The organism is Chloroflexota bacterium, assembly GCA_016219275.1.
GTDB lineage: Bacteria > Chloroflexota > Anaerolineae > UBA4142 > UBA4142 > JACRBM01.
The window spans coordinates 13,969-39,678 of the sequence record JACRBM010000088.1 but is presented as its reverse complement, the minus strand read 5'-3'; the positions used below and the strand labels follow the sequence as shown (position 1 = coordinate 39,678).

Annotated in this window: 19 protein-coding genes; 5 read left to right on the top strand and 14 right to left on the bottom strand. The window is 58.8% G+C overall.

Going from position 1 to position 25,710, the window contains the following annotated elements; all coding sequences use genetic code 11:
- Positions 1-19 precede the first annotated feature (19 nt).
- The 13 genes from HY868_23610 to HY868_23550 form a co-directional block, all read right to left on the bottom strand.
- Positions 20-1,141: a glycosyltransferase family 4 protein gene (locus HY868_23610; GenBank protein MBI5305139.1), complete on the bottom strand. Its 1,122-nt coding sequence runs from the start codon at positions 1,139-1,141 to the stop codon at positions 20-22.
- Entirely contained in the window at positions 1,138-2,070 is a 933-nt protein-coding gene (locus HY868_23605; GenBank protein MBI5305138.1) for an FkbM family methyltransferase, read from the bottom strand. The genes HY868_23610 and HY868_23605 overlap by 4 nt, the downstream gene beginning before the upstream one ends.
- Entirely contained in the window at positions 2,067-3,272 is a 1,206-nt protein-coding gene (locus tag HY868_23600; protein ID MBI5305137.1) for a hypothetical protein, read from the bottom strand. Before HY868_23600 ends, HY868_23605 begins: the two co-directional genes overlap by 4 nt.
- 16 nt (positions 3,273-3,288) lie before the next feature.
- Positions 3,289-4,200 (bottom strand): class I SAM-dependent methyltransferase, encoded by a 912-nt coding sequence (locus HY868_23595; GenBank protein ID MBI5305136.1) that lies wholly within the window; start codon positions 4,198-4,200, stop codon positions 3,289-3,291.
- A 12-nt stretch (positions 4,201-4,212) separates the two neighbouring features.
- The gene (locus tag HY868_23590; GenBank protein ID MBI5305135.1) at positions 4,213-6,477 is read right to left on the bottom strand and encodes a DUF2079 domain-containing protein; all 2,265 of its coding nucleotides are present in this window, start codon (positions 6,475-6,477) and stop codon (positions 4,213-4,215) included.
- 9 nt (positions 6,478-6,486) lie between these two features.
- Positions 6,487-7,122, bottom strand: coding sequence for a methyltransferase domain-containing protein (locus HY868_23585; protein MBI5305134.1), 636 nt, complete (start codon positions 7,120-7,122; stop codon positions 6,487-6,489).
- Positions 7,119-8,321, bottom strand: a complete 1,203-nt coding sequence (locus tag HY868_23580) for a glycosyltransferase family 4 protein (GenBank protein MBI5305133.1) — start codon at positions 8,319-8,321, stop codon at positions 7,119-7,121. The genes HY868_23585 and HY868_23580 overlap by 4 nt, the downstream gene beginning before the upstream one ends.
- A 77-nt stretch (positions 8,322-8,398) precedes the next feature.
- Complete coding sequence (gene murJ / locus HY868_23575) at positions 8,399-9,991, bottom strand: murein biosynthesis integral membrane protein MurJ (protein MBI5305132.1); 1,593 nt, start codon at positions 9,989-9,991, stop codon at positions 8,399-8,401.
- Positions 9,981-11,423: an O-antigen ligase family protein gene (locus tag HY868_23570; protein MBI5305131.1), complete on the bottom strand. Its 1,443-nt coding sequence runs from the start codon at positions 11,421-11,423 to the stop codon at positions 9,981-9,983. The genes murJ and HY868_23570 overlap by 11 nt, the downstream gene beginning before the upstream one ends.
- A complete protein-coding gene (locus HY868_23565) occupies positions 11,420-12,463 on the bottom strand; it encodes a tetratricopeptide repeat protein (GenBank protein MBI5305130.1) in 1,044 nt (347 codons plus the stop codon). Before HY868_23565 ends, HY868_23570 begins: the two co-directional genes overlap by 4 nt.
- Before the next feature lie 6 nt (positions 12,464-12,469).
- On the bottom strand, positions 12,470-13,312 hold the full coding sequence (locus tag HY868_23560; GenBank protein ID MBI5305129.1) for a hypothetical protein: 843 nt from the start codon (positions 13,310-13,312) through the stop codon (positions 12,470-12,472).
- A 14-nt stretch (positions 13,313-13,326) separates the two neighbouring features.
- Positions 13,327-14,265: an Ig-like domain-containing protein gene (locus HY868_23555; protein MBI5305128.1), complete on the bottom strand. Its 939-nt coding sequence runs from the start codon at positions 14,263-14,265 to the stop codon at positions 13,327-13,329.
- Positions 14,266-14,382: 117 nt separating this feature from the next.
- Positions 14,383-15,627: a serine hydroxymethyltransferase gene (locus tag HY868_23550; GenBank protein ID MBI5305127.1), complete on the bottom strand. Its 1,245-nt coding sequence runs from the start codon at positions 15,625-15,627 to the stop codon at positions 14,383-14,385.
- Positions 15,628-15,905: 278 nt separating this feature from the next.
- On the opposite strand from HY868_23550, the gene HY868_23545 reads away from it, so the two are divergent.
- The gene (locus HY868_23545) at positions 15,906-16,835 is read left to right on the top strand and encodes a formate/nitrite transporter family protein (GenBank protein MBI5305126.1); all 930 of its coding nucleotides are present in this window, start codon (positions 15,906-15,908) and stop codon (positions 16,833-16,835) included.
- A 42-nt stretch (positions 16,836-16,877) separates the two neighbouring features.
- Here HY868_23545 and HY868_23540 read toward each other — a convergent pair whose 3' ends face one another.
- Complete coding sequence (locus HY868_23540; protein MBI5305125.1) at positions 16,878-17,498, bottom strand: MBL fold metallo-hydrolase; 621 nt, start codon at positions 17,496-17,498, stop codon at positions 16,878-16,880.
- Positions 17,499-17,821: 323 nt separating this feature from the next.
- Here HY868_23540 and HY868_23535 point away from each other — a divergent pair, with 323 nt between their 5' ends.
- Genes HY868_23535 through HY868_23520 form a run of 4 tightly spaced genes read left to right on the top strand, consistent with a single transcriptional unit; the run spans position 17,822 to position 25,547 of the window.
- The gene (locus tag HY868_23535) at positions 17,822-19,642 is read left to right on the top strand and encodes a glycosyltransferase family 39 protein (protein ID MBI5305124.1); all 1,821 of its coding nucleotides are present in this window, start codon (positions 17,822-17,824) and stop codon (positions 19,640-19,642) included.
- 2 nt (positions 19,643-19,644) lie between these two features.
- Positions 19,645-21,348 (top strand): glycosyltransferase family 39 protein, encoded by a 1,704-nt coding sequence (locus tag HY868_23530; protein MBI5305123.1) that lies wholly within the window; start codon positions 19,645-19,647, stop codon positions 21,346-21,348.
- Entirely contained in the window at positions 21,349-23,157 is a 1,809-nt protein-coding gene (locus HY868_23525; protein ID MBI5305122.1) for a glycosyltransferase family 39 protein, read from the top strand.
- Positions 23,154-25,547, top strand: a complete 2,394-nt coding sequence (locus tag HY868_23520; GenBank protein ID MBI5305121.1) for a glycosyltransferase family 39 protein — start codon at positions 23,154-23,156, stop codon at positions 25,545-25,547. Before HY868_23525 ends, HY868_23520 begins: the two co-directional genes overlap by 4 nt.
- Positions 25,548-25,710: the final 163 nt, after the last annotated feature.

Here is a 25,710-nt window from a genome sequence, read left to right as displayed (position 1 = left end):
TTCTCTCGCTACAAACTGTTCAGCGATTCATCACCCGCTCAAACACCTGCAAAAATTCCATCGTCACCGCGTCCCAGGTGCGCGCTCGATTCGACGCGAACGCGCGTTCGCCCATCGCGCGCGTCGCGTCCGGATCGGCGAGCATGGCGCGCAGACCGCGCGCCAACGCGTCCACATCATCCGGCGCGACAAGCATACCACTGACGCCTTCTTGCACCAAATCTACGACGCCGCCAGATTTGGTTGCGAGCACCGGTTTGTGCGCTGCCATCGCTTCGACTACGACAATGCCGAATGGTTCGAGTCGTGATGATAACACAAAACACGTACAACCCCAAAACAGCGCGAGACTCGTCGGGCGGTCGGCAAAGCCCAAAAGTACGATGCGCCCGCGCATTTCGAGCGCGTCAATCAATTGTTCGAGCGCCGTGCGTTCATCGCCGTCTCCCGCGACGAGCAAATCCACGTGTGGGAAATCGTGGGAAATCTGCGCAAAGGCGCGAATCAGAACGTCGAATCCTTTTTTGTGAACGAGTCGCCCCATCGCGAGCAGATACGGCGCAGAATGAACGAATGGACTCGGCTCGATGAATTCTGCCGGATCGTACCCGTCGCCGACGACGCCAACGAACGCGCGCGGCGACGCGTGGCTTAAGTACGGCGCGGCATCGCGTTGCACGTACGAGGAGCAAAACAAAATCGCGTCCGCGCGCGCAAAGAGCCGCGCGAGCATCCCGCGTTGCAAGCGCGAGCGCTGCGGAATGCCTTGAATGTCGTTGCCGCGCGCGGACACGACGAGACGAAACGGCATCAGGTAATGCAACAGCAATACCCATAACGCGTTGATGCTCAAGAAATGAACGTAGACGACATCGGGTTTGAACGCGCGTAGCACGCGCGCCATGCCGATGAGCGTTTGCGCCGCGCGCAGCGGGAGCGACCACACCGGGCGTCGTCCCCAGGGCAAGCGATGAACGGCAATGCCATCAACCGTTTCGGTCGCGCGCGACCCAGGTACTTGATAACTGATGATCGTGATCGCGTGTCCGCGCTCCGCCGCGTGATGCGCGATGTTACGCACCGCCGTTTGCACGCCGCCGATGGTCGGCGCGTAATCACTCGCGATAATAGCGATTCTCATGGGATTTTCGATTTGCGCGCCGACGCGAATAAATCGCGCGGCACTTGGTCGAGCTGGGCGGGTAGAAAACAAAATAAATTATCGTGCGCCGGCAAATCGGCGGGACGCTGGATGCGAACTAGTTTGCCGATACTTTCTTTGCCGTGCGCCAATTTGAATATCTGATATCGCTGGAACGAGAGGATATGTTCGTACACGTCCTGAAGGTCCTGCGCCGAAGTGTGTGTCGCGCGATTATACTCGACACACAAGATCGGCGCGGCGGGAATGGATAGCAATTGCCGCGCTCCTTCCAGCACTGGCAACTCCCAGCCCTCCACATCAATCTTGACGAAACGCGGCGGCGCGCCGACATTCTGCGCGATAAACTCGTCGCACGTTTGCACGCGCACCGACGCGACCGGCGCGTCGCGTTGCGCCGGTGCGACGAGCGAAGCCGCACCGCGATTCAACGCGATGCCGCGATACAAGTCTTGGTCGCGCGGCATCGAACCGAACGCGAGTGCATGCACGCGGATATTGTCAGCGCGATTCAACGCGATGTTTTGTCGCAACAGCGGAATCGTTTCCGGGTTGGGTTCAATCGCATGGACACAACCTGTATTGCCAACGATGCGCGATGCAAAGATTGCCATCAACCCAATGTTGCTGCCGACGTCAATCATCGTGTCCCCCGCGCGCAAACAAGCCGCCATTACGCGCAAGGTGCCCGGTTCGTACGTGCCGCAATAGTACAACGATTCTTCCAAACCGCGATCCGTGGATGGATCAATGTGGATTGGGAAACCGTAAATCGTCTGCGTTACCTGAGGACCCTGGGGCGCGGGAAGCAAAATTCGGCAAAGCAAAAACTTGAGACGCACCGATCCTTTGAACGGATGCGTCAGCAACAATTGATTGAGCCGGCGAGCCAGCGCCGCGTGGTTCATTGAGTTATGATCCCTTCGCCAACCACCCGCCCGCGCAATTTATCCGCCACATAAAATCCCAGGACGATGATGAATAATGGGTACGCCAGCAGAATCATTTGCGGTGAACCGTACGCGCCGGTGAAAATACGCGGATCGGGCAAGCCGTAGCGCGTAAAACCGACGCGCGTCGAAACGGCATAAACGAACGCGACCCACGCGCTCAAGCCCCAGGTCGCTAGCCAGCGCGCGCCGCGCGTCCAATCTACGATCAACAAGAAATGAATCACGATAATCGAAAGATGCACCGGGTCCATATCCGGCGTCCACAAAATTCCCACCATCACGGACAGCGCGATGGTTTCGAGAATGTCAATGCGCTTGAACCAGAACAGCGCGTAGATCGCGCCGAGCGAGACGACGAGCGCGCCGAGCAACACCGTGCGGTCGAACAAACCGAGCGCGTTCAACAAAACTGCTGGGGCGATGTGCATCGGCGCGACGACGCGTCCCGACCGAAACGTGTAAACGATCAACCAATCGGGAAACCAGAACAAATGCGCCAACGCAACGACCACGCCGAACAATGCGCTGTACTTGATAACGTCGCGAACATCGCGCGAGACGAACAACAACAAGGGTAACAGATAGAACACACTCAACCACTTGAACGCGGCGATGAGCGCGGCGGTGATGATGGCGAGTATGGCGAATGGCGAATTGCGAATAGCGAATGGCGAATTATGTGCTGCGAGTTGCGTAAGCAAGTAGAACAGCGCGAAAGTGAGCGTGAGTAATATCGTCTTGTCTTGCGGCACAAGTGTCAGATTGTACAGCGTGAGCGGACCGAGCGCGTAGAAAATCTGAAATGGCGCGCGCAAGAGCGAACGTTGCAAGAGCACGCCGAGCAATCCAATGTTCAACGCGTCGAACAACGCGAACAACACCTGGAGCGCGCGCGGATCATTCCACACCGCGACGGTCGCCACGTAGATCGCGAGTTCGAGCGGTGCCATGTCGGAGCGAAATTCGCCGGACGCGCCGGACGCCCAGAGCGCGTACGGGTTCTCGCCGCGTAACGCGGTTTGCGCGGGCCAATAATAATTCCGCAGGTCGGCTTTGTTCGTCAAGAACTCGACCTTGGATTCGAACGGTCCGGGGAAAATCAAAAACACGCGCAACGCGAGTCCGAGCACGACGAGCGCGATTGTCTGCCGATTCAAACAAACACCTTTCGCATCAAGATTTCCGCAACACACACTTGACGCCGCCTGCCGCGATTTCTTGCAACAGCGGAACGAACACGAGCGGTGCGAGCGCGACGAGCAACGCGAACAGCAATGCCGTGCCGAACGTAAACTCGCGGCGCGCGCGCTGAAACACCGCGCGGATTTTTTGCGCGCGCGGCGGACGCCGGAGCGCGTCAAACAAGCCAACGGTTAAACGCGTGCCGGGATGTGTCAAAAACGGACGCGCGCGAAAATAGTCGTCCGTAAACCCCGCGCGCCGCGCCCAGCGGCGAAAGTTGAAAATCGTCAAGCCGTTCAGCGTCGCGTACACCTCGAACGCTTCACGCGGCGTGAGAATACCAATCGGTTTGTGGCGCATCAACGCGCGTTCGACGATACGACGCGGCAACAGATGAAACCATGGAATCGAAATATAGTCGTCAATGTGTCCCGACAAAGGACCGTAAAAGGGCGGAAACACGACGAACACCAAGCCGCCGCGCGTGAGCACGCGCGCGCACTCGCGCAACACGGCGAGTGGATCGCGGACGTGCTCGATGACGCTGTCGAGCAAAATCGCGTCAAACGAGTCCGACGGAAATGGCAAACTCACGCCATCGCCCGCGAGAAAACGAATATCCGCGCGATGCTGTGCGGCGGCGCGCGCGCCGAGCGCGAGCGCGGGCACATCCACGTCGAGCGCGGTCACGCGCATTCCTTCGTGCGCGTACGCGATGCCTTTGCCCCCGCGTCCCGCGCCAAGTTCCAACACGCGCGCCGTCCGAATGTCGAAAAAGCGCGCGAGAAACGGCAGCGCGCGCTGCGCCTCTTGCGTTTGGTACTCGATGTACGCGTCGAACGAGGCAAGCCGCGCGTCGAGCGCGTCCAAATAGTCGGGGTGGAGGGTTGATTCGATGCTCAAATATAAATTCCCTTATTGCCCAGTCACGCGAATGTCCGTCAGGGCAACTTGACCCAGAATCGAATTGTCACGCGCACGAACCAGCGCGACGTTCACGCTGTACGTCCCTGGGTGAATTTTTTCCGGGAGGGTCAGGTCGCGCCAATCCAAGAGCACTTCGCCGGCATCCCATTCGGTGGTGGGATACGCGTTGTGCGCCGGACGCTGTGTCTGCGCGTACACGACGTTTCGAGAATCGTCGCGCAATTCGACTCGCACGAGATAATCGCCCTGGGGCTGGTTGCGCGCGCGCCAGTAGAGACCGAGCGAAACGATTTGACCGGGCTTGAATTCGTGTTGATCGAGTTCAAACCCCAACAATCGAATTTCGGCAAAATCGGCAAACAGACGATTGCCCATTTCGAGTTGACTACCCAGCACGGATTGCTTGTTCTTTTCGATGGGCAGAGACGCCACAACCACAAGATGTCCCAGCGAATTATTTTGCGAATCAAATGCTTGGCGCGCCGCGCCATTCAAATCGGTGACTTGAAGTACCAGGTGGTACTCATCAGCGGGCATGGTAACCGGCAGATTCAAGCGGTACTGGTCGCCGATCCGTGCGCCGACGCGCCATTGCGCTGTAGGCAAGTTGCCATCTTGCGGCTCGCCGTAACTGGTCGCCCAAATGTGTCCTTGTTGGTCCACTACTTGGATCAAGAATTTTGATTGTTCTGTCGTCAACCGATCGGTTTGCCAAATCATTGATGGGCGCACGGTCATGCCGCCTTTGAGTGTCGTGGTGGGCGTCGCCGTATATCCCAGCAAAAATAAATGGTCGCCAAATCGAATCCGCGTAGTGTAAACTGGCGTGCGCCGTTGCGCGAGCACAAATGAGTTTTGATCGAAAATGGTTTCAAAGTAACCGGTCGCCATCCACGCATCCCAGGTTTTTTTGTGATAATTAAAAAAGAAAAGACCCTTGTTGGCGACGAGGTATTCGATCTGCCGATAATCGGGTACGATCGGAAATGAATACACATCTCGTCGCGCGGAAAAGTGGGGCAACAACTCTTCTTGCGTTGTGACGGTCGCCGTGTGCGGAACGAGTTGACGCACTTGGCGAAACGAGGCAGTCGCGGCGGGATCCAGTCCGCCATACCACGCCGGGTCAAAGCGTCCACCGAGTGGGCTGGGACTAATTAGCGCATAACTAACCAAACTCGAACAGACCAGCAGCACGGTGGGAATCATTGCCGACCGGCGCGTCCTGGTGCGCCAGCGGCGTAACCCCACAATCGCCGCAAAATAAATAATCGGCATGAAGGGAGCTGGGTAATGCGATTCGAGCCAGGCGGTTTTTGTTAGCACGGTCATTCCTAACAGAGGCGCGGCAATCAACAAGATGTCTATGCCGAGCAAAGGGATCAAGGCAAGGGGAACCAAAAGCCACCACAGCAATTCCAAATTGCGCGACGTGACCAGCATAGACCAGACCTGATCGGGCTGGAAAAGTATGGTTCGGGTAATTTCCGGAAAAGTCATTCCCAATTCGCCAAAGAGATGCGCCCGCCCTACGAAATAACTTCGACCGGTGATCCCCGGAAACACGATATTGATCAGCGCCAAGAACCAAATTATCGATCCTAGAACGAGCGCTGAGCCAAGCCATCGTCTCCGTTGAAAGAAAAGCGCATACAATCCAAGCCCCAACACGGCAAGCACCCCTTCTTCTTTTACCAAAGGCAACAGCAGGACGCACACCAGAAACGGACGGTCTTTTTGTTTCAGCAAAAAATACAGGGTCAGTGATAAGAGTGGAATGGTCAGCGCGATGATGTGAAACTGGGAGAGATTTACAAATCCAAGAACTGGGTGTAGGAAAAACGAAATCGCTATGAGCCCTGTAAGCCCTGCGCTTAACTGATGTTTGGCGTACCAGTAGATCGGCAGAACACTGAACGCGAGTGCGACCGATTGTAGAATCAGCAGAACGCGCGCGTCACTCCATAGAACGTAAAATGGAACGACGAGAACAAGTAAGGGGGAAAAATAATAATTCCAGATGAGTGATGGTTCAATGATCGTATTTCTAAGGAAATAACCCGCCACCAGGTTCCACGAATAGTGATCGAACAATGCAAGGTCAAGTCCGGTGTTAAAAGAATCGTGGCGTTGGATCGAGAGTATGCTGAACCCAAGCGCATAGAGCACACCCAGGACAAGCACGCCGATGTCGGCGGCGTGTTTCCGCCGTTGGCTGAAAAAGTCATTTACTGTCTGTTGTACGCGTTGCACGACAATACTCTAATCAGGTTGAGTCGCTTCCAATCGAAAGAGCGCCGTCTGCGCTAGCAAATTCGGCGCGAGCTTCGCCAGCGCGCCAAACTTGCTCAGATAGCGGCTCGCGCGAATCGTCAATCCCACCGCGCGCGCGGTTTCACGGAAATCGCGAATGGCAAATTGATGAATGTGCCCGGTGCTGTACCACGCATAGCCGAACAAACCCCAACGCGGCATGCGCCCGGCGAAAAGTAGTTCGAGCCGATTCAACACGAACGCGAAATTCGGAAACGAAATAATTTGTTGGTGCGCGATGCGTTTCATCTCGCGTAGCGTGACTTCGGGATACATCACCATTTGCAACGTCACGTTGCACACCGCGATGTCGAACGATTGATCGGGCACATCGTCGAGCGGCACGTCAATGCGACCAACGCGCGCATCCACGCCGCGCTGCTGGCACGCCGCGACGCCGCTTGGCGCAAGTTCGATGCCGAACTCGACAATCTGTTTGCGCGTTTTGAGCAAATGCAAAAGCGAACCGTTGCCGCATCCCAGGTCAATCACACGCGCGTGTTCCGGAATCCATTCAAGAATCGTCGCATATTCGGGGCGCTGGCTAACCTGGTCGCTCCAGATGTAATTGCGATTATCGCTCATCGCGTCAACTCGCGATACACGCGTTCCATGCCTTCCACCATCGCCGCGATGCTGAACCGCGCGACGATTTTCGCGCGCGCGGATTCGCCCATCGCGCGCGCGCGCGGCGCATCACCGAGAATACCGGTGATCGCGCGCGCGAGCACATCGTTGTCGCCGCGCGGGATGAGCATGCCATCGCGTTGCGTCGCCACATCTATCAGTGTCGAGTTCGCACCGACATCGGACACAATCACGGGCTTGGCGCACGCCATCGCTTCCGCAATCGTCAGGTCGTACCCGTCGGTGCGTAGCGTCGGATCGAGAAAAACATCGCACGCGTTGAAATAGCGCGCACATTCGGCGAGCGTTTGCGCGCCGGCAAAGTGCGTGTGCGCGGCGACACCCAGGTCGCGCGCCATGCGTTCGAGCGCAGCGCGATAATCGCCGTCGCCGACGACGACCAAGCGCGCGGGAAATTGTTCGCGCACGCGCGCCAATACCGCGATGGCGTTTTGCACGCCTTTGTCTTTTTGCAACCGCGCCAGCGCGAGGAGCATCTTTTCGTCCGCGCCGATTCCCAGGTGCGCGCGCAAATCGCTCGCGTCGCGCGGCGCAAACAAGTCAGTGTCAATGCCGTTGTACACCGTGCGAATGCGCGACGCGGGGTAGCCATAGTGCGCCTGGTACTTGTGCGCGTCCGCGTCGCTCGTTGCGATCAGTAGGTCCATCGCGCGCGTGAACCACAGATCGCGCCGCAGATAGCGGTATAACAAATCGAGTGCGATCGCGATAAAGCGCACCGTGCCACGCGGATTCGTCAAACTGAAATCAGTGTGCCAACTCGTCGTCAGCACATCCGAATGCGTGCCGTGAAACGACGCGATGAGTGGCACGCGATATTTTCGCGGCAACGCGCGCGCGAAAATTCCGTACGCGCCCGCGCTCTGGCTGTGCAAAATATCGAACGGCGATTGCCGGTGCAGTTTCTCAAACTTGTTCGCGGACGCACGCCAGTATGCGTACGAATTTCGTCCGCTCGGTGTGTTGGGCAAATAATGAATCTCAACGCCGCGCACGTTTTCAAACGCGACGCCATCGGTGCGCGAACTCGTGAGGACGACGACGCGATGCCCGCGTTGAGCCAGCCCAACACTCAATGTTTGAACGTGATCTTGCATCCCGCCTATCGCGTGCGCGGGCATGATGCGACAGAACATACAGATGTTCATAGGAATTGCGGATGGCGAATGGCGAATGGCAGATGGCAAATAGCAAATTGTAAATCGTGAAATGGTTAGCGGCGAACGGGAAATCTGGTCAGCAAATCGCGCGCGGTTTTGAAGAGTAGCGCGCTTTCTGGCACGCGCAACAGGAACGCGAGTCCTAGATAAATCAGTCCGCCTAGTCCGGCAAACGCAATACCGACCGCGCGCGCGCCGAATGTTTCGTCGCCTAGCCCGGTCAGCGCAAACAGCCACGCGACAAACGCGGCGCTTGGTACCGCGAGCGCCCCACAACGAAGCAAAAAGAGTCCCAGGCGCGTCAGCGAAAAATCGTCCAGGCGGCGCGCTAACAACACGAGCATCACGAGCGCGCTGGCAATCGCCGTGAGCGAGGTCGAAAGCGCAATGCCGGCGTGCGCAAAATCGCGCATCAAGACCCAGTTCAAGGCAACGTGCACCGCCGCGCCGACCGCGCCGACGACGAACGGCGTTGCATTGTCGCGCAACGCGTAGAACGCGCGCTGCAGCACGAACATGACCGCAATCGCCATCAAGCCAATCGCGTACATCGCTAACGCTTGCGCGGTCAGGTTCACCGCGTTCGTATCGAACTTGCCGCGACCCAGGACTAGCCCGATGGTCGGCGCAGCGAATAGAATCAGCAAACACGTCAAGGGCGCGAGGACGAACAGCAACATCCGCAGAGACGCGGTGATCGCATGCGCCGCATTCGCCAGGTCGTCCATCGCGACCATGCGACTGAGCGCGGGAAACACCGCGATGCCCACGCTGACGCCGAGCATGTAAAATGTGCCGGTGATCGTGTCGGCATACGACAACGCGCTAATGCTCCCGGTCGCGAGCGTGCCCGCCATCGCCTTGTCTACCGCAAAGTTGATCTGCGCGAGGATTGAGAGCGCGGTGACCGGCACGAACGCGAGCGCGACTTGACGCAGCGCGGGGTGACGCAAATCAATCTGCCACGCGAACTGCGGATGCTCGCGCCGCAGGGCGACGAATTGAATCGCGGTTTGCAACGCGACACCGAATAAAAAGCCCCACGCGACCGAGTACACGCCGATGACGGGCGCGAGCGCGATGACCGCGACAATGATGCCGACGTTCAGCGCGAGATAGATCAACGCCGGTCCCACAAACCGATCGAGCGCGTTGAGCATCGCGAGCAACATGTTGAGCGCGGCGTTCAGGAACAGCGTCGGCATCATAATGACAAGCAGCGCAGATGCGAGCGTTTGGGTCGGCGCGGCAAGACCCGAACCCAGGATCGCGATGATCGGCGACGCGAACAAGATGCAGAGCAAGGTCAATGCGCCGGTGACGACGAGCAAAAAATTGGTAATGATACTCGCGACGCGCCAAAACTCGGCGCGGTCGCCGTGCGCGAGATAGCGCGCAAAGACCGGCATCACCGCGACGGTGATCGAACCGCCGGCGACAATGTTGTTGATGACGGTCGGCACGACGTAGGCGAGAAAGTACGCGTCGAGATCGGCGGAAAGACCAAAGCGCGCGCTGACGATCATCTCGCGCGCCAAGCCGCTCACACGACCCAGCACGAATCCCGCGGCGATAATCGTCGTGAACGACGCGATGCGTTTGAGCGAGTGCATCCCAGGTTTAGCCGCGAGTTCTCTAGTTTCCAACGCGCGCGTCCTGCCTTGCCCAAAACATTCCCACCATCAATCCCAACACCATTCCATTCTGATCAGTCGTGAATCCGGCGACTGTCACATTGCCGACCAACCACGCGACGATTGCCGCGAGCATTCCCAGGTCTAGCGCGTCACGCGACGCGCGCCACCGTTGCCACGCGCGCGTGAGCGTCAACGCGAACATCGCGCCGAGTGCGAGCAAACCGACCGCGCCGGTTTCGACGAGCGCGGCGACGTACGCGCTTTCCGGCGACGGTACGACGAGCGTGAACGCGCCTCCGTTCAACGACGATAGCGGTTCGATGAATCCTTCGGCATTGTTCAACCCCACGCCGAACCAGGGATGGCGTGTCCACACGTCCAACAACTCGACCCAAATCGCGAGCCGTCCCGTGGTGAACACCGACCCAGACTCGCGTTGAATCAAAAAGAGCGCGCGTTGCGCGAGCGCATCGGCGAGCGGCGCGGCGAGCGCGAGCGCAATCACGCCGAGCGCCAGACCCAGCATCACGACGCGGCGCGACAAGCGCTGCGCGTACGCGATCACGATGACACACGCGCCGCCGATCAACGCGAGTACGCCCGACCCCTTGAAGGTAAGCAATAACGCGACGCCCATTGCGCTCACACTCGCGAGCAACGCGATCATTTGGCGGCGCGTGCGCTCGGCGAATAGCCACGCGAGCGCAAGCGCAATCATCGCGGCGAGAAACACGGCGTAATCAATCCCGTTGATGAAATTGCCAAACGGGAGCACGCGATCAAACACGATCCAATTAAAACTCATCGCCGCGATCCGTTCGCGCAACAGGTTCGGTTGAAAAAACAATTCGCTCCCGGGCAAACTCAATATGGCGCGCACGCGCTCGACGCCGAGCGCGGCTTGCGCTAGACCCAGGATTGCTTCCAGGGTCCCCATCGCAAGCAACGCGATGAGCATACGCACGCGCGTCGGCGGCGTGGTGATAATCGCGCTGGCGACCAAGATCGTGAGAAATACCGCGCCCCAATCGTACACGCCTTTGAGCGCGGCGTAGCGATTTGGCGCGCCATACGCGGCGACGAGCGCGGCGAACACAAACGCGCATGCCGCGAGCAACCACGTCCGATTGGCGCGCCACTCGATTGGTTGGGTCGCCAGCGCGCGCAATGCAACGCACGCGACGAACACAAGCGCGCCGCGCAGCGTCGCCGCCGTGCCAGGAATCGTCAGGTAGAATTGCAAGACCGCAAACCCGACCAGCGCCGGTGCGATGAATGATCGCGGCAAAACAAACGCGAGCAGGGCGATCAGCGCGACGATGCTCACAAAGCCAAGCCACGCGCTTGAAGCGAGTGCGGCGAACGCGCCGAAAACAATCGCGATCAACGCGGTGAGCGCGTAGATCGTCGCGTCCGTTTTCCACACGCGGGTCGCCTTCACTTGAGTTGCTCCAACGCGCGCGCGATTGCCTCGCGATTGTCCACGCGCGTTTCGCGCTTGAGCGCGAGTTCGAGCATCGCACGCGCCTCCGTGATGCGCCCTTGCCGCGCGTACAGTTCTCCGAGCGGCAACAACAACCGCGCGTCGTTTGGATTCTGGTCCAATCCGCGTTGGAGCCACGTCTCCGCGCCGCGATCGTTTTCCGCGAGTTGCGCGAGCGCGAGGTACGCCGCCACGTACCATGGCGAATCGCCGACGACCTGGGTCAGCATCGCGACGGCTTGCGGTTTCGCGCGCGCGTCGAGGCGCAGTTGTGTCAACGCGTACCCGGTGCGCGGGCGCGCATCAATCGGCGCGATCTGCATCGCGCGTTCAAACAACGCGAGCGCGTCGCCCAGTTTGTTTTGCGCGGCGAGCATTTCGGCGCGGCGAGAGAGCACGGTCGCGCGAAATTCGTCGTTCGGCGCAAGCGCCTCGGCGCGGTCAAGTTCGCGCCACGCTTCGGGATCGTTCACCTCGCGTCGCGAAATCGCTTCGCCCAGTAGTAAATGCAAATCGGCAATTTCCGGCGCGACGCCTAACGCGAGCCGCGCGTAATGCTCGGCGAGTTCCCATTGATGTTTGTCGAAGGCGCGATGCGCTTGATTCGAAAAATAATCGCGCGCGCCCGCGTCCCGCCAAGCCGCAAACGCGAGATCGGTTTGGCGCAATTGGTACGCCGCATTCCCGCGCAACCATGGCGCGATGAAATCGGTCGCGTCTGCCTGAGCCAGCGCATCGAGCGCGCCGGGCGCGTCGTTCTGCGCGAGCGCGAGACGCGCCTGGGCAAGCGAAAGGCGCGGCTCGTTCGCAAATTGCCGCGCCTGCTCAAGCTGTGTCCGCGCCAGTCCGAGCGCTTCGTTGCCGGGAGGCGATGTCGCCGCGCGCGCGATCTGCGCGTTTGCCCAGTTCTGCAACCACACGCTCGCAGCCGATGGCAGGACGAACACCGTCGTCGCGAGCGCGAGGATCACACCGATTATTCGCCAAGTTTTGGTCATCAGAAATTACCGCGCCGAATTACCGCCGTACTTGCGCTGCGCGCTGTCCACCGCGAACGCGCCGAGAATTCCAATCACCAAGCCGAACGCCGCGCCGATCAACACGTTCTGCGCGAGTTGCGGCGCGACCGGCACGGTCGGCGTCGGCGCGGCAATCACGCGCGGCTTGTACGCGCCGGCGGCGAGAATCGCCGCGCGCGCGTAATCGCCGGCAAAATCGCGATAGACCGTTTCCGCGGTGTCGCGCTCGCGCAGCAACCGATTCAGTTCGAGCCGCTTGTCCGTGGACAGACCGGTGAGCGTTGACAATTTGATCGGATCGTATTCGCCCAGATTATGGTCGCGCGTAAATTTGACGAGCGCCTGTTCCGCCGCATCCAATTTTTTTTGCGCGGCGGCAACATCGGCGTCATTCGGCTGTAACAATTTTTCGATCTGTTGCGCGCCCGCGTTCGCGTATGCGTTCGCCGCGTTCGCCACCTGGGTCGCGTCCGCGCCGCGCGCGGTGATTTCGATCAGCGCGCGATCGTTGCCGTTCACGCCCAGCGCGATCGTCGCACCGGACGCGGCGGACGCCAGCGCGGCGTCTTTCAACATCGCGATGTAATATGTCGGCGTGTACGCCGGCGGCAAGCGGCGCGGCGAATCCACCGTCAAATAGTACGGCGGCAACTGATTCGTCGTCGGGATCGAAAGCGTAGCGGGCGCAAGCGCTATCGTCGCGGTCGCTTCGTACGTCGGCTTCTGCGCGAACGTGACGAGCGCGGCAACGATCAACGCGAGCGCCGGCATCGCAAGGACGATCCACCAACGCCGACGCAAAATATCCAAAGTCTGGGTCTCGCTCATCACCGGTCACATGCTCACGGACATTCGAGCGGGAAGGTTGTCGCGGGTCCACCGCTCCCGTCCGGTTTGAGAAATTCAGTTTCGTTTTTGTTGGTTGGATCAACCCAAAACACGCGCGCGATAAACGTGCGGCAACCGGTCGGTCCGAACACGCCCCAATTGACTATGGAAGGGAGTTCGTTCGCGCCGACCGGAATATCGCTTTTTGAGATAGCGGTGTCACCAAACGAGTTGCGTTTGTCCGGTTCAAAGATGCGCACGCGCCACTGGTACGATTGCGGCGCGCCGGTCGTGTTCAAGAAAGTAACAATAAAGCCAACCGCTTGACCGCGTTTGGGAGACGCGGGGTCCACGCGAATCGAGGTCGCGTAAACGCCGGGCGGCGCGGCGGGTGTGTTCGTCGGACGCGGCGTCGGCGTGCGCGTGCGCGTGGGCGTCGCGCCGAGCGGCGTTGACGTTTCACTCGGCGGCAATGTCGGGACGACGCCTAGCCCAGGTGTGCTGCCGAGCGGCGGTTGCGCGAGAATCGTCGGCGGCGCGATGGGCGAGGTCGGCGCGGCGGCGATGACATTCACTGTCACTAACGCTGGATCACTCGCCGCGCCGGACGCGTTGTACGCGCGCACGGTGAGCGTGTGCGAACCGGTCGTCGCTTTCCAACGTTGAATCACCGTGAACGAAGCTTGACCTTGCACAATCGGCGGCGCGGATGTTTCCACGCTCGCGCCATCCACGGCGAGTTCGACGCGCGTGATGCCGCTCGCATCGGTCGCGGTGGATTGCACGATGATTTCTTCGCCGTCGCGAAATTGGCTGTTCGATGCCGGGGCTTGAATCAAAACTTGCGGCTTGGATGGAGCGCCGAGTCCCAGCGTCGTCAAATCACATGCAAGTGTTGTCAGCCCGGCGAGCACGAACCACGGCGCGAGCGCGCGCATCAAACGCCCAATCATACACACCTCCGAATGCGACTGATTGCTTCGCGGTGGAATATAGCATACATCACGGGCGCGGGCAAATGGCGCGCGCTAAATAAAAACGAGGCGAGTCACCGCGCCCCGTTTTTTGCGTTATCCGTCAATTCCTGGCATCGGAAATTGGCTGGCAAAGTTTCGCACTGCTTCACGAATGCGCGCGTGCAATGCCGCGTCGTCCATGTGCGTGACCACATCGGCAATCCAATCCGCGACTTGACGCAAATCGTCTTCGCACAAGCCGCGCGTCGTCACCGCCGGCGTGCCGATGCGCACGCCGCTCGTGATGGTCGCCGCGAGCGGATCGAATGGAATCAGATTTTTGTTGCACGTGATGCCGACGCTTTGCAGCGTATTCGCCGCGTCCTTGCCGCTCACGCCTTGCTTCGTCAAGTCCACCAGGAGCAAGTGATTGTCGGTGCCGCCGGACACGAGGCGAATGCCGCGCGCGGCGAGTTGTTCGCCGAGCGCGCGCGCGTTCTTGACGATTTGCTTTTGGTACTCGGCGAACGACGGATCGAGCGCTTCTTTCAACGCGACCGCCTTGCCCGCGATGACGTGTTCGAGTGGACCGCCTTGGGTGCCGGGAAAAACGGCTTTGTCAATCGCCTTGCCGAATTCTTCGGTGGCGAGAATCATTCCACCGCGGGGACCGCGCAACGTTTTGTGCGTCGTTGTCGTCACGACATCCGCGACCGGCACCGGATCGGGATGAACCTTGCCCGCGATCAAACCGGCGATGTGCGCCATGTCTACCATCAACCGCGCGCCGACCGAATTCGCGATGGCGCGCATCCGCGCGAAATCAAACGCGCGCGGGTATGCGGTCGCGCCCCCGACGATGAGTTTAGGGCGATGCGTTTCGGCGAGACGCGCCAATTCGTCATAGTCCAACGTTTCGGTTTCGCGATTCACACCGTACCCGATGAAATGGTACAGTTGCCCCGACAAGTTGACCGGCGCGCCATGTGTGAGGTGTCCGCCTTGCGCGAGACTCATCGCGAGCACCGTGTCGCCCGGCTTGATCAATGCGAGGTACGCCGCGAGATTCGCTTGCGAACCCGAGTGCGGTTGTACGTTCGCGTGATGCGCGCCGAATAATTTTTTCGCCCGTTCGATGGCGAGCGTCTCGGTTTGATCCACGTACTCGCAGCCGTTATAGTACCGCTTGGCGGGGTACCCTTCCGCGTACTTGTTCGTCAGTACCGAGCCGACCGCTTGGAGAACCGCGCGACTCGCATAATTCTCGGAGGCGATGAGTTCCAACCCCTCTTTTTGTCGCCGGCATTCCTGCTCGATAATCGCGGCAACGGCTGGGTCCACTAGATTCAGTTGCGCCATAGCGCCCATAATTGAATACTCCTTTGAAATCTGCGCGCGACCGCGCGTTTCAAGTATAGCACACGCACCGTGTTTGGACAAAATTGGTAGCCCAACCTTGCGAAGGTTTGAAGGCGTAATTCTCTTGAAATCGAATTTGGTATCGTCGCGCGAGGTCTTGGTAAAGTGGTTGGCAACCTTCGCAAGGCTCGATCCTGCGACAGCGCGGTTGACTTTTTTTGCAAGTCGAATACAATACGTATTGTGACTATTTTCACAATAATGAAAGGAAGACGAAGATGAACGATAGCAATGTCATAGTGCAAATTGATCCGTACTCGCCGATGGAGATGGCGGAGCGCGCGGAAAAGATCGGCTTGGCAAAAGTGCGCTTGAGCGCGGCAAATACGGTTGTGCTCGCGATTTTGGCTGGCTCGTTCATCGCGCTCGGCGCGCTGTTCTCGACGATTGTGAGCACGGATACCGGGGTGGGGTATGGCATCAATCGGTTGCTGGCGGGCGCGGCGTTTTCGCTGGGATTGATCCTGGTCGTGATCGCGGGCGCGGAATTGTTCACCGGCAACAACTTGATCGTGATGGCATTCGCCGCGCGCAAAGTGCGTATCGAGGAACTCGCGCGCAATTGGGTGCTCGTCTACATCGGTAATTTCGTCGGCGCGGCGCTCACTGCGTTGGCGATTTATTGGTCATTGCAATGGACGGCGGACAATTTCAAAGTGGGCGCGAATGCGCTCGCACTCGCGAACACCAAAGTCAACCTGACCTGGGAGGTCGCGTTCGTGCGCGGGATCATCGCGAACGCGTTGGTGTGTCTCGCAGTGTGGCTGGCGTACAGCGCGCGCAGTAACACGGACAAGATTCTGAGCATCATCCCGCCGATCACCGCCTTCGTCGCGGCGGGGATGGAACACTGCATCGCGAATATGTACTTTGTTCCGCTCGGCATTTTTTTGGCGAACGAGCCAGCCGTCGTGCAGGCAGCCGGGCTGAGCGCGGATAAACTGACGAATCTGAACTGGGTCGCGTTCGTGATGAACAATCTGATTCCTTCGACGCTCGGCAACATTGTCGGCGGCGCGGTCCTGGTCGGGTTTATCTACTGGTTTGTCTTTATGCGCACGCGACCGATCAGCGAACTGCCCAGGGCGATCAGCACTCGTATTCGTGAGTGGTTAAGCAAAAAGATGAATTCGGACGAGGGAGCATAACCAAGCGCCGACCTCCTGTTTTTTGCAGGAGGTCGGTTGTTTTTATTTTGACTTGTCGAGAATCTTGACCGGCACGGTTGCCAAGCGTTTGAATTCTTCCGCGTCGCGCCGCGTGCCAACGACGGCGGGATCGCCCCAGTGCATGGGTATCGCGAGCGCGGGTTTGAGCGTGTTCGCAGCTTCGGCGGCTTCGAGTGCGGTCATCACGTACGTGCCGCTCACCGGCAATAACGCGATATCGGTTTTGATGTGCGCCATCTCCGGAATCAAATCGGTGTCGCCCGCGTGGTAGATGCGTTTGCCTTGCAACGTGACGATGTAGCCCACGTATCCCGCCGACCTGGGATGAAAGCGTTTGTTCGGATTGTACGCCGGCACAACCTCTAGCGCGATGCCGGCGACGGTGAGATGATCGCCGGGTTTGACGGTTGTCGCTGTGCCGCTCAGTTGTTTCGTCACCGCGTCAGGCGCGACGATGATCGTGTCCGCTTTCGAGAGGCGGGCAATGTCGTCCTTGGAAAAATGATCGTGGTGATCGTGCGTCACGAGAATCACGTCTGCTTTTTCCGCGTCCGCCGCAAGTTTCCACGGATCCACGTACACAACTTTTTCCCCTTTGAAACGAAACGAATCGTGCCCCAGCCAGAAAATGTTGTCTTCCATCGTTGCTCCTCTCGAGAGACGGACGACGGCACAGCGCCGACCGCCGCTAGGTTTCCGACACGCCAATTATAACGCGGATTCGTTATGCGTTCAAATGGTTGTCGCGATTTGGGTGTCCGTCAAAATTTTGGAACACTCAACCTTGCAAAGGTTTTGACGACAAATCAAATAGGATTGCCGTTCAACCTTCGCAAGGTTTTTTCACCACTCAAAAACTTGACGCACACCCTCGCGATTTTCTTACGGCAGTCGGCAGTCGCGTGCTTGAATTTGTCTCGGCTGTTTTTCTCTGCTATACTCGGCGCACATTGATGGAAAACAAAATGACGCGCAAGATCTATCTCACGGGCGCATTCGTGTTGTGCGCGATGATTTTCGTCAGTTACCATCCAGGATTGCGGATGGGTTTTTATCTTGACGATTGGATTTACGTCGAACGAGCCGGGCGAACGGATTGGGCGAACGCACTCGTCGAGATTTTTGATCCGCGCGTGTGGACAGTGTGGTACCGTCCGCTCCAGGCGATTCAGTGGTTCATCGAGTGGCAGATTTTCGGTGGCAATCCGAACGGCTATCACGTCGTCAACATCGCGTGGCACGCGATCAACACACTCTTGCTGGGCGCGCTGGTTGGACGGGTAACGCAAAAGCGGTTCGTCGGATTGGCGAGCGCGTTTTTCTTCGCGACGTTTACCGTGTACATTTCCGGCGTCAATTGGGTTGGCATCGTAGACCCGCTCGCGACGATGCCGTACTTGGCGAGCGTCTGGTTTTGGCTGACGTACCTCGAACGCGGGACACGGCGACATTACGCGTTCGCGCTCGTGATGTTCGCACTCGCGCTGATGAGCAAACAAACCGCGTTCACGCTTCCGCCGATTTTATTTCTCGTCGAGCTGTGGATCGCGCGGCAACCGTTCGATTGGATGCGCACGATTCGACGCTACGCATCTTTTGGCGTGCTCGCCGGAATTTTCGCGCTGATTCAATACACGACGCAAAGCACGCACACGTTTGCGAGCGTGTTCGGTTGGCAAGTCGGCGTCAAGATGGCGTTTATTTTTTTGCAGTACCTCGTCCTCTTCTTTTTTCCCTGGGGCGATTTTCCTTCGATTGATTACAACGTAGAAGAAGCGGGCACATTCATCACGTACGGCTGGGTCGTCGTCGCGCTGATCCTGCTCGTCGTTGTCCTCGCGCGGAAACGCCATCGCGCGTTGCTGTTGCTGTGTCTCTTTACGTTGGTTACGCTCGCGCCGGTATTGCCGTTTCCGTTCATCGAACATCGTTACCTTTATCTGCCCATCATGTCCGCCGCGATTTTCCTCGCGCTCATTTTCGATTTTGCGTCGGCGCGCTTGCCGCGCGGCGGCATCGCCGCGGGTTTGCTGGCTTTGCTCGCGCTCGGCAATGCGTTCGCGCTCGATACCTCCGCGCGCGATGCCGCCGAGTGGGCGCGGCAATTGCGCGTGCCGTTCAACGATATTCAACGCGCGCACGCGACGTTTCCGCCGGACACGCGGTTGTACTTTGTTGACCCAATCACGCCGGTGACGGGCGGGTTGTCGGGAATGTTTTTCACGCGTTATGGTCGCGGCATTTCGGTCGGCGGCTGGGATCAATACGCGCGCTTGCGCGAGCACGCGAACGCGTTCGTGTACTATTTCGACGCGCAACGCCGCCCGGTTGAAATCGCGGTCGAGCCGATTGTCGCAACGCATGCAACGCCCGCACTCCCGGCAAAATTCGACGCGCCGATGGAACTCGAAGGATTCGAGCTTGCGCGCGCGACGGTGAAACGCGGTCAGCCCATTGTCGTGGCGTTGTACTGGCGCGGCGCGGAAACGATGGAAACGAATTACACATTCTTCGCGCATCTCGTTTCGCCGGACGGAAAATTGATCGCGCAGTTCGACGGCGAACCACGGCGCGGCAAAATGCCGACGAGCAAGTGGGAACCGCGCCAAATGATCGCAGACGCGATTGTGTTGACCGTTCCGGCGGACGCGCCGATCGCGAACGATTACCAGATTCGCGTGGGCGCGTACGACGCGCAAACGATGCGGCGCGCGATGATTCTCGACGCACGCGGCAACCCAATCGCGGACGCGGTGACGCTCGCGCCGTTCAGTGTGGTTGAGTGAGTATGCTCGCGCGATCTAAATTTCCGCTTGCAATGTTCGCGCTTGCGGCGACGGTCTTGCTCGCGTACGCTTCCGCGTTGCAACTGGGATTTTACGGCGACGACTGGATTTTCTACGATCTCGCCGGACGTTTGAGTCTCGCCGATTACCTCGTCAAGTACATTGATCCGAACGCGCAGACCGCGTGGTTTCGCCCCGTGCAAGGTGTGCTTTGGCGTATCGGTTACACGATGTTCGGTACGAATCCACTCGGCTATCACGCGGTCAACGTCGTCATTCACCTCGCGAATGTTCTGCTTCTGTTCGCGCTCGTGCAGCGCGAAACGCGCAACGCGCGCGTCGGATTTGTCGCCGCGCTCGTGTTCGCCACTCTGCCGACCGCCGCGCTCGCCGTGTTTTGGGCGGGCGTGATTGATTCACTCGAAACATTTTTTTATCTCACGGCGATTTGGTTCTGGCTTGCGTACCTGCGCGAGGAACGCGTGCGCGATTACGTGTTGGCGTTCATCGCGTTCTTGCTGGCGCTCTTTTCGAAAGAGCTGGGCGTGACTCTGCCGGTGACGTTGTTTTTGCTGGATCGTTTTCACGTTGCGCGACCGGCATCGCTCGCGCAACTCGCGCGGCGATACGCGCTGTTCGTCCTCGCGTTGATTCCGTTCGGGATGATCGAGTGGATCGTGACGCGGCGCAGTGTGTTTGTGAATCGCGAGGGGTACTCGGCGGGCGCGCAAATCGCGCAGAACCTCGCGGATTATCTGAGTATGCTCGCGTTCCCCTGGGTGTTCGCGCCGCCATTCAGTTACTTGTGGCTTGTGATTGTGATCGTGTTGCTTGCGTACTTGGTCATCGCAAGAAAACGATTTGTGCTCGTGCCGCTCGTCGCCGGCGCGGTGATGGCGATTTTGCCGGTCGCGCCGTTTCCATTTGTTGCGCCGCGCTTTTTGTACTTGTCGCTGGTCGCGTCCGCGATTCTGTGCGCGCTTGCATTCGAATGGCTCGCGCAACGGTTGCCGCGTCGGCTGACACTCGCTTTGCTTGTGCTCGTTGCCGCGTGGGGTTGCGTGAACATCGCGGATGCGGCGGCGCAGTACGCGGAAGATGGACGCGTCGCGCGCGTGCCGTTCCGCAATGTGCGCCAAGCGCATCCGACTTTGCCGGACGACACGTACTTTTATTTCATCAATCCGCCGGTGCCAGGTCCGAATTTATCGGGGATGTTTTTGTGGCAGTACGGTACGCGCGCGTTTGCCGGGGCAACCGACTCGGGTCGCCCGGCGAACTTGCGCGACCACGCGGACGCGTATGTGGTTTACTGGAACGCGCAAGGCGATCAAAAAGAGCAGCGCGTCGAAAAAGAAATTACGGTTCGCGCGACGCGCGCGTTGCCGGTTCCATCCGGCGACGGGATGCAACTCGAAGCGTACGAACTCGCGCGGGCGCGCGTGAAACGCGGCGAGCCGATTGTGGTGCTGCTGTACTGGCGCGCGAACGAGCCGCGCGAATTGGTCGCGCGCGTGGAACTGGTCGCGCCGGACAATCGCGTAGTCGCGCGGATCGAACGCGCGCAAACCCTGTCGCCGCGCGAACTGGGTACGCAAGCCATCGTCCTCCCGCAATCGCTTGCGCCGGGCACATATCGGCTCATTATCGGTTTGACGGACACATCGGTGATGACGATTGAGCCGATTGTCGTCGAAGGGGATTGAATGAGCGGGGCATTGATTTCGTCGCGATGGTGGATCATCATTTGCTTTATCGTCATCGTCGCGGTGGGTCTGATCGTCTATCATCCTGGTTTGAACATCGGTTTCTGGACCGATGACTATGCGTTTCTCGACGCCATCGGGCGACTCGATTTTCCGGATTACTTGGGCGCGTACTTTGATCCGCGATTGCAGTGGCATTGGTATCGTCCGATGCAGGGACTAGCATGGTGGATCGGTTATTTGCTTTTTCGCGATGATGCGCGCGGGCATCACATCCTTCAACTCGTTTTGCATTTGCTCAACGCGTGTTTGCTATTCGAACTCGCGCGCGCGATCACGCGCCGCTGGCGACCGGCGTTGCTCGCGGCGCTCGTCTACGCGGTTCTCTCGGTGGACAGTCTAGCCGTACTCTGGGTCGGCGTGGCGGATCCGCTCGTGTCGTTTTTTTATTTACTGAGCTTGCGTCTCTGGTTGGAATATCTTGCCGACGGACGCCGCCGTTGGTTTGTGTTCACGACGCTGACCTTGATCGGCGCGCTGCTGTCGAAAGAACTCGGCGCGACGTTGCCGGTCGCGCTGTTCCTTGCCGATCGCTGGGTCAGCGCGAAACCGACGACGTGGTTCGGCTTGGCGCGCCGCTATGCGTTGTTCGTCTTTCTCGGCGCGCTCTATGGCTTGCTCGAACTGAATGTATTGACGCGCGGTCTGTTCACAAATTCGTTGGGGTACGGCGCGGGCGGACACATTTGGCTGGGACTGGCGCAACACGCGGCGACGCTCGCGTTTCCCTGGGGTTTGCCGTCGCCGGTTAATTATGTTTGGCTCGCGCTCATCCTGGGTCTGGTCGCCGTCACGATTCTGCGCGGCGAACGACGCGGGTTGTTTCTCGTCGCACTGATCCTGCTTACGCTATTGCCGATCCTGCCTTTTCCGGTCGTGTTGTCATCGTCGGCGCGCTATTTGTATTTGCCGCTGATGGGTTCGGCAATCGGTGTTGGACTCGCATTTGAATTGCTGACGCGCCGGCGTTGGATGATGCCACTCGCCGCGTTGATCGGCACGGGATTGTTGGTGTGGAACAGCGCGACGATTGCCGAAAGCGCGGTCGCGTTTGAAGGAACGGCGCGGCAAACACGTTCCCAGTTTCGTCCGATCTTTCAAGCGTTCCCCACTTTCCCGCCGGATACGTTAGTGTATTTTCTCAACCCACCGATGCAAAGTCCGTATATTTCCGGCTTGATGTTTCTGCGTTATGGTCGCGGCGTTTCCGCAAGCGGCACGGATATTGACCTGCCCGCGCGTTTATCCGCGCACCATGCCGCGTGGATTTTTTATCAAGACGATGAGACCAGGTGGCAATCTATTTCGGTCGCAAAAAACTTTTCGGTGACGACCACGCCGAATTTGCCGGCGCGCTTTCAAGTGATCCAATTGGAGGAATTCGAACTCGCCAACCCTCGCGTCAAACCTGGGCAGGCGATTGGACTGTCGTTGTATTGGCGCGCGACTGCCGCGATTAATCGCGATTACACAATCTTTGCTCAATTGATTGACGCGCGCGGACAGATCGTCGCCGGCGTAGATACGCAACCGCAACATGGCGCATCGCCGACCAGCCGATGGCGCGCGAATCAGTCTACGGCGGACGGGATGGTTATTCCGGTAGACGCGGACGTTCCGCCGGGCGAGTACTCGCTGGCGCTTGGTTGGTACGATCTGACGACGATGCACCGCCTCGAACTTTTGAACGCCAGCGGCGAACCGATGGGCGATCACATTCGTGTTGCGCCGATCTGGGTGATTGAATGAGTACTCTGACGAAAACCTGGGTCGAGCATCGCGCGCTCGTGTTGATTCTTGCCGCGTTCATCGCGCTGGGCGTGACGTACTCGATCATCACGCCAATCTTTGAAGCGGGCGACGAGATTTGGCATTACCCGTTCGTCCAACATCTCGCGGCTGGTCACGGCTTGCCGATTCAAGACCCGAACGTGAAAACGTTGTGGGAACAAGAGGGCGGACAGCCGCCACTCTATTACGCGATCAACGCGCTCGCGACGTTTTGGATTGACACGCGCGATTTGCCGGACCGGTTGTGGTTGAATCCGCACGCGCGCATCGGTATTCCACTCGATTTCGGCAACAAGAATCTCGTCGTGCACACAAGCGCGGAAAGTTTTCCGTGGCACAACACCGCGCTCGCCGTTCACCTCATCCGCTTGCTCTCGATTTTGATGTCAGCAGGTACCGTCACGTTGACGTACGCGCTTGTGCTTGTCATTGCGAGCCACACCGCGGTGAAGCAATTCCCAACCCCACCCCAGCCCTCCCCTTGGCAAGGGGAGGGAGAGAGAGGGGTGATTGCTGCGTCGCAAAAATCGCTCCTCGCAATGACAAACGACAAAACACTCGCCGCATTTGCCGCCGCGTTCGTCGCGTTCAATCCAATGTTCCTGTTCATCAGCGCGTCGGTGAACAACGACAATCTCGCGACGCTGCTTGCGACACTGGCGCTGGTGCTGATGGCGCGACTCGTCACACGCGGCGTAACGATGCGGCGATTCGTCGTCCTGGGCGTCGTGCTCGGCTTAGGCGCACTGACCAAAATCAGCAACCTGGGTTTACTCGGCGTCGCGGGGTGTGTGTTTGTGTATTTGCTTTTGGGACGCGGATTAACGCGGACCCTTGTATCGCCCGCAAGGGCAGGTGTGAACGCGGATAGAAAATATATTTCTACGCTCGTCCGCGTGCTACGCAATCCGCGTCCCATTATAATTGGCAGTCTGATTTGCGCCGCGCTCGTCGTCCTCATCGCGTTCTGGTGGTATGCGCGCAACTGGATGTTGTACGGCGATCCGTCCGCGTTCGATGTGTGGGTGGCGATAGCCGGCGGGCGACCAACGCCAATGACCATCACTGGTCTGTTCAACGAGTTCCAGGGTTTTCGCATTTCGTTCTGGGGCAACTTTGGCGGCGTCAACATCATCGCGCCCGAGTGGGTGTATTCGATTCTCGATGCGTTCACCGTGCTCGCGCTCGTTGGTTTGTTGATTGGCGTGTGGCGGCGCGCGCTGCCGGGTTTGCTCGCGATTCCCGCGTTGTGGTTTGTGCTCATCAACCTCTCGCTCGTTCGCTGGACGTGGCTCACGATGGCGTCGCAGGGACGTTTGATTTTTCCGGCGATTGGCGCGCTGGCGGTGTTGTTCGTGTACGGGCTGGGACAATTCAGAATTCAGAATTCAGAATTCAGAATTCAGAATCACGTTTTACTTTTGCCTTTCGCCTTTTTACTTTTAGCTTTCTCCTTGCTCGCGCCCTTCACTCTCATCGCGCCAACCTACACCTTGCCGCCGCGTTTTGCCGATGCGTCCCGCGTACCGAATCAAACGCAAATCATTTTCGACAATCAAGCCGAGTTGATTGGTTACGCACTCGCACAAAAATCCATCGCGCCCGGCGGTGAGTTGCCGATCACGCTTTACTGGCGCGCGCGCGAAACGATGGGCGAAGATTTTTCGGTGGGCATTCGCTTGATTGATTCAGATGGGAATGTCGTCGGACGCTGGGATGCGTTCTCCGGTCGCGGCTTGTATCCGACACGCGTGTGGCAACCGGGCGAAATCGTCGTGGACGAGTACCGCGTGCCGCTCGTATCCGACGCGCGCACGGCGCAAGGTGCGCGCGTAGACGTGACGCTCTATCGCCGCGCGCCGCTCGAAAATCTGACCGCGCGTGACCCGCGCGGCAACGCCATCACGCCGAACGTCGCGCGTTTCAAAATCGCGGGGCAATCGCAAATCCAAATCGAAAATCCGGTGCGGTACGATTTCGCGGATCAGGTCGCGTTGGTCGGCTATGCCATCGCGCCGAACGCGCACGCGGGTGAATCGCTGCGCGTCCGCTTGTTCTGGCGCGCGCTCAAATCGCTGGACGAGGATTACACCGTGTTCGTGCATCTCGTTGATGCGAATGGCAAGCTCATCGCGCAAAAAGACGATCAACCGCAACACGGCGCGTACCCGACCTCGCTTTGGGACGCCGGCGAAATTGTCGCGGACGAGTACGCGTTGACACTGCCGCGCGATGCGCCACCCGGCGAGTATCGCGTGATCGTCGGTTTGTATCGCGCGAGCGATGTCACGCGCTTGCCGGTCAACGGCGGCGACGCGATTACATTGAGTACGATTCAATTTCCGTAATTGATAGCAACACCTTCGCCAAACGCGGATTCTGTTTGGCAATTTTGGAAAATTGCCCAACGATTTTGCATTCAGTTTTTGATTGGCGAAGATATTGTGATGAATCAAAATGATAGGACGCGGATGAACGCGGATGAACGCGGATAATTTTCTTTCATCTGCG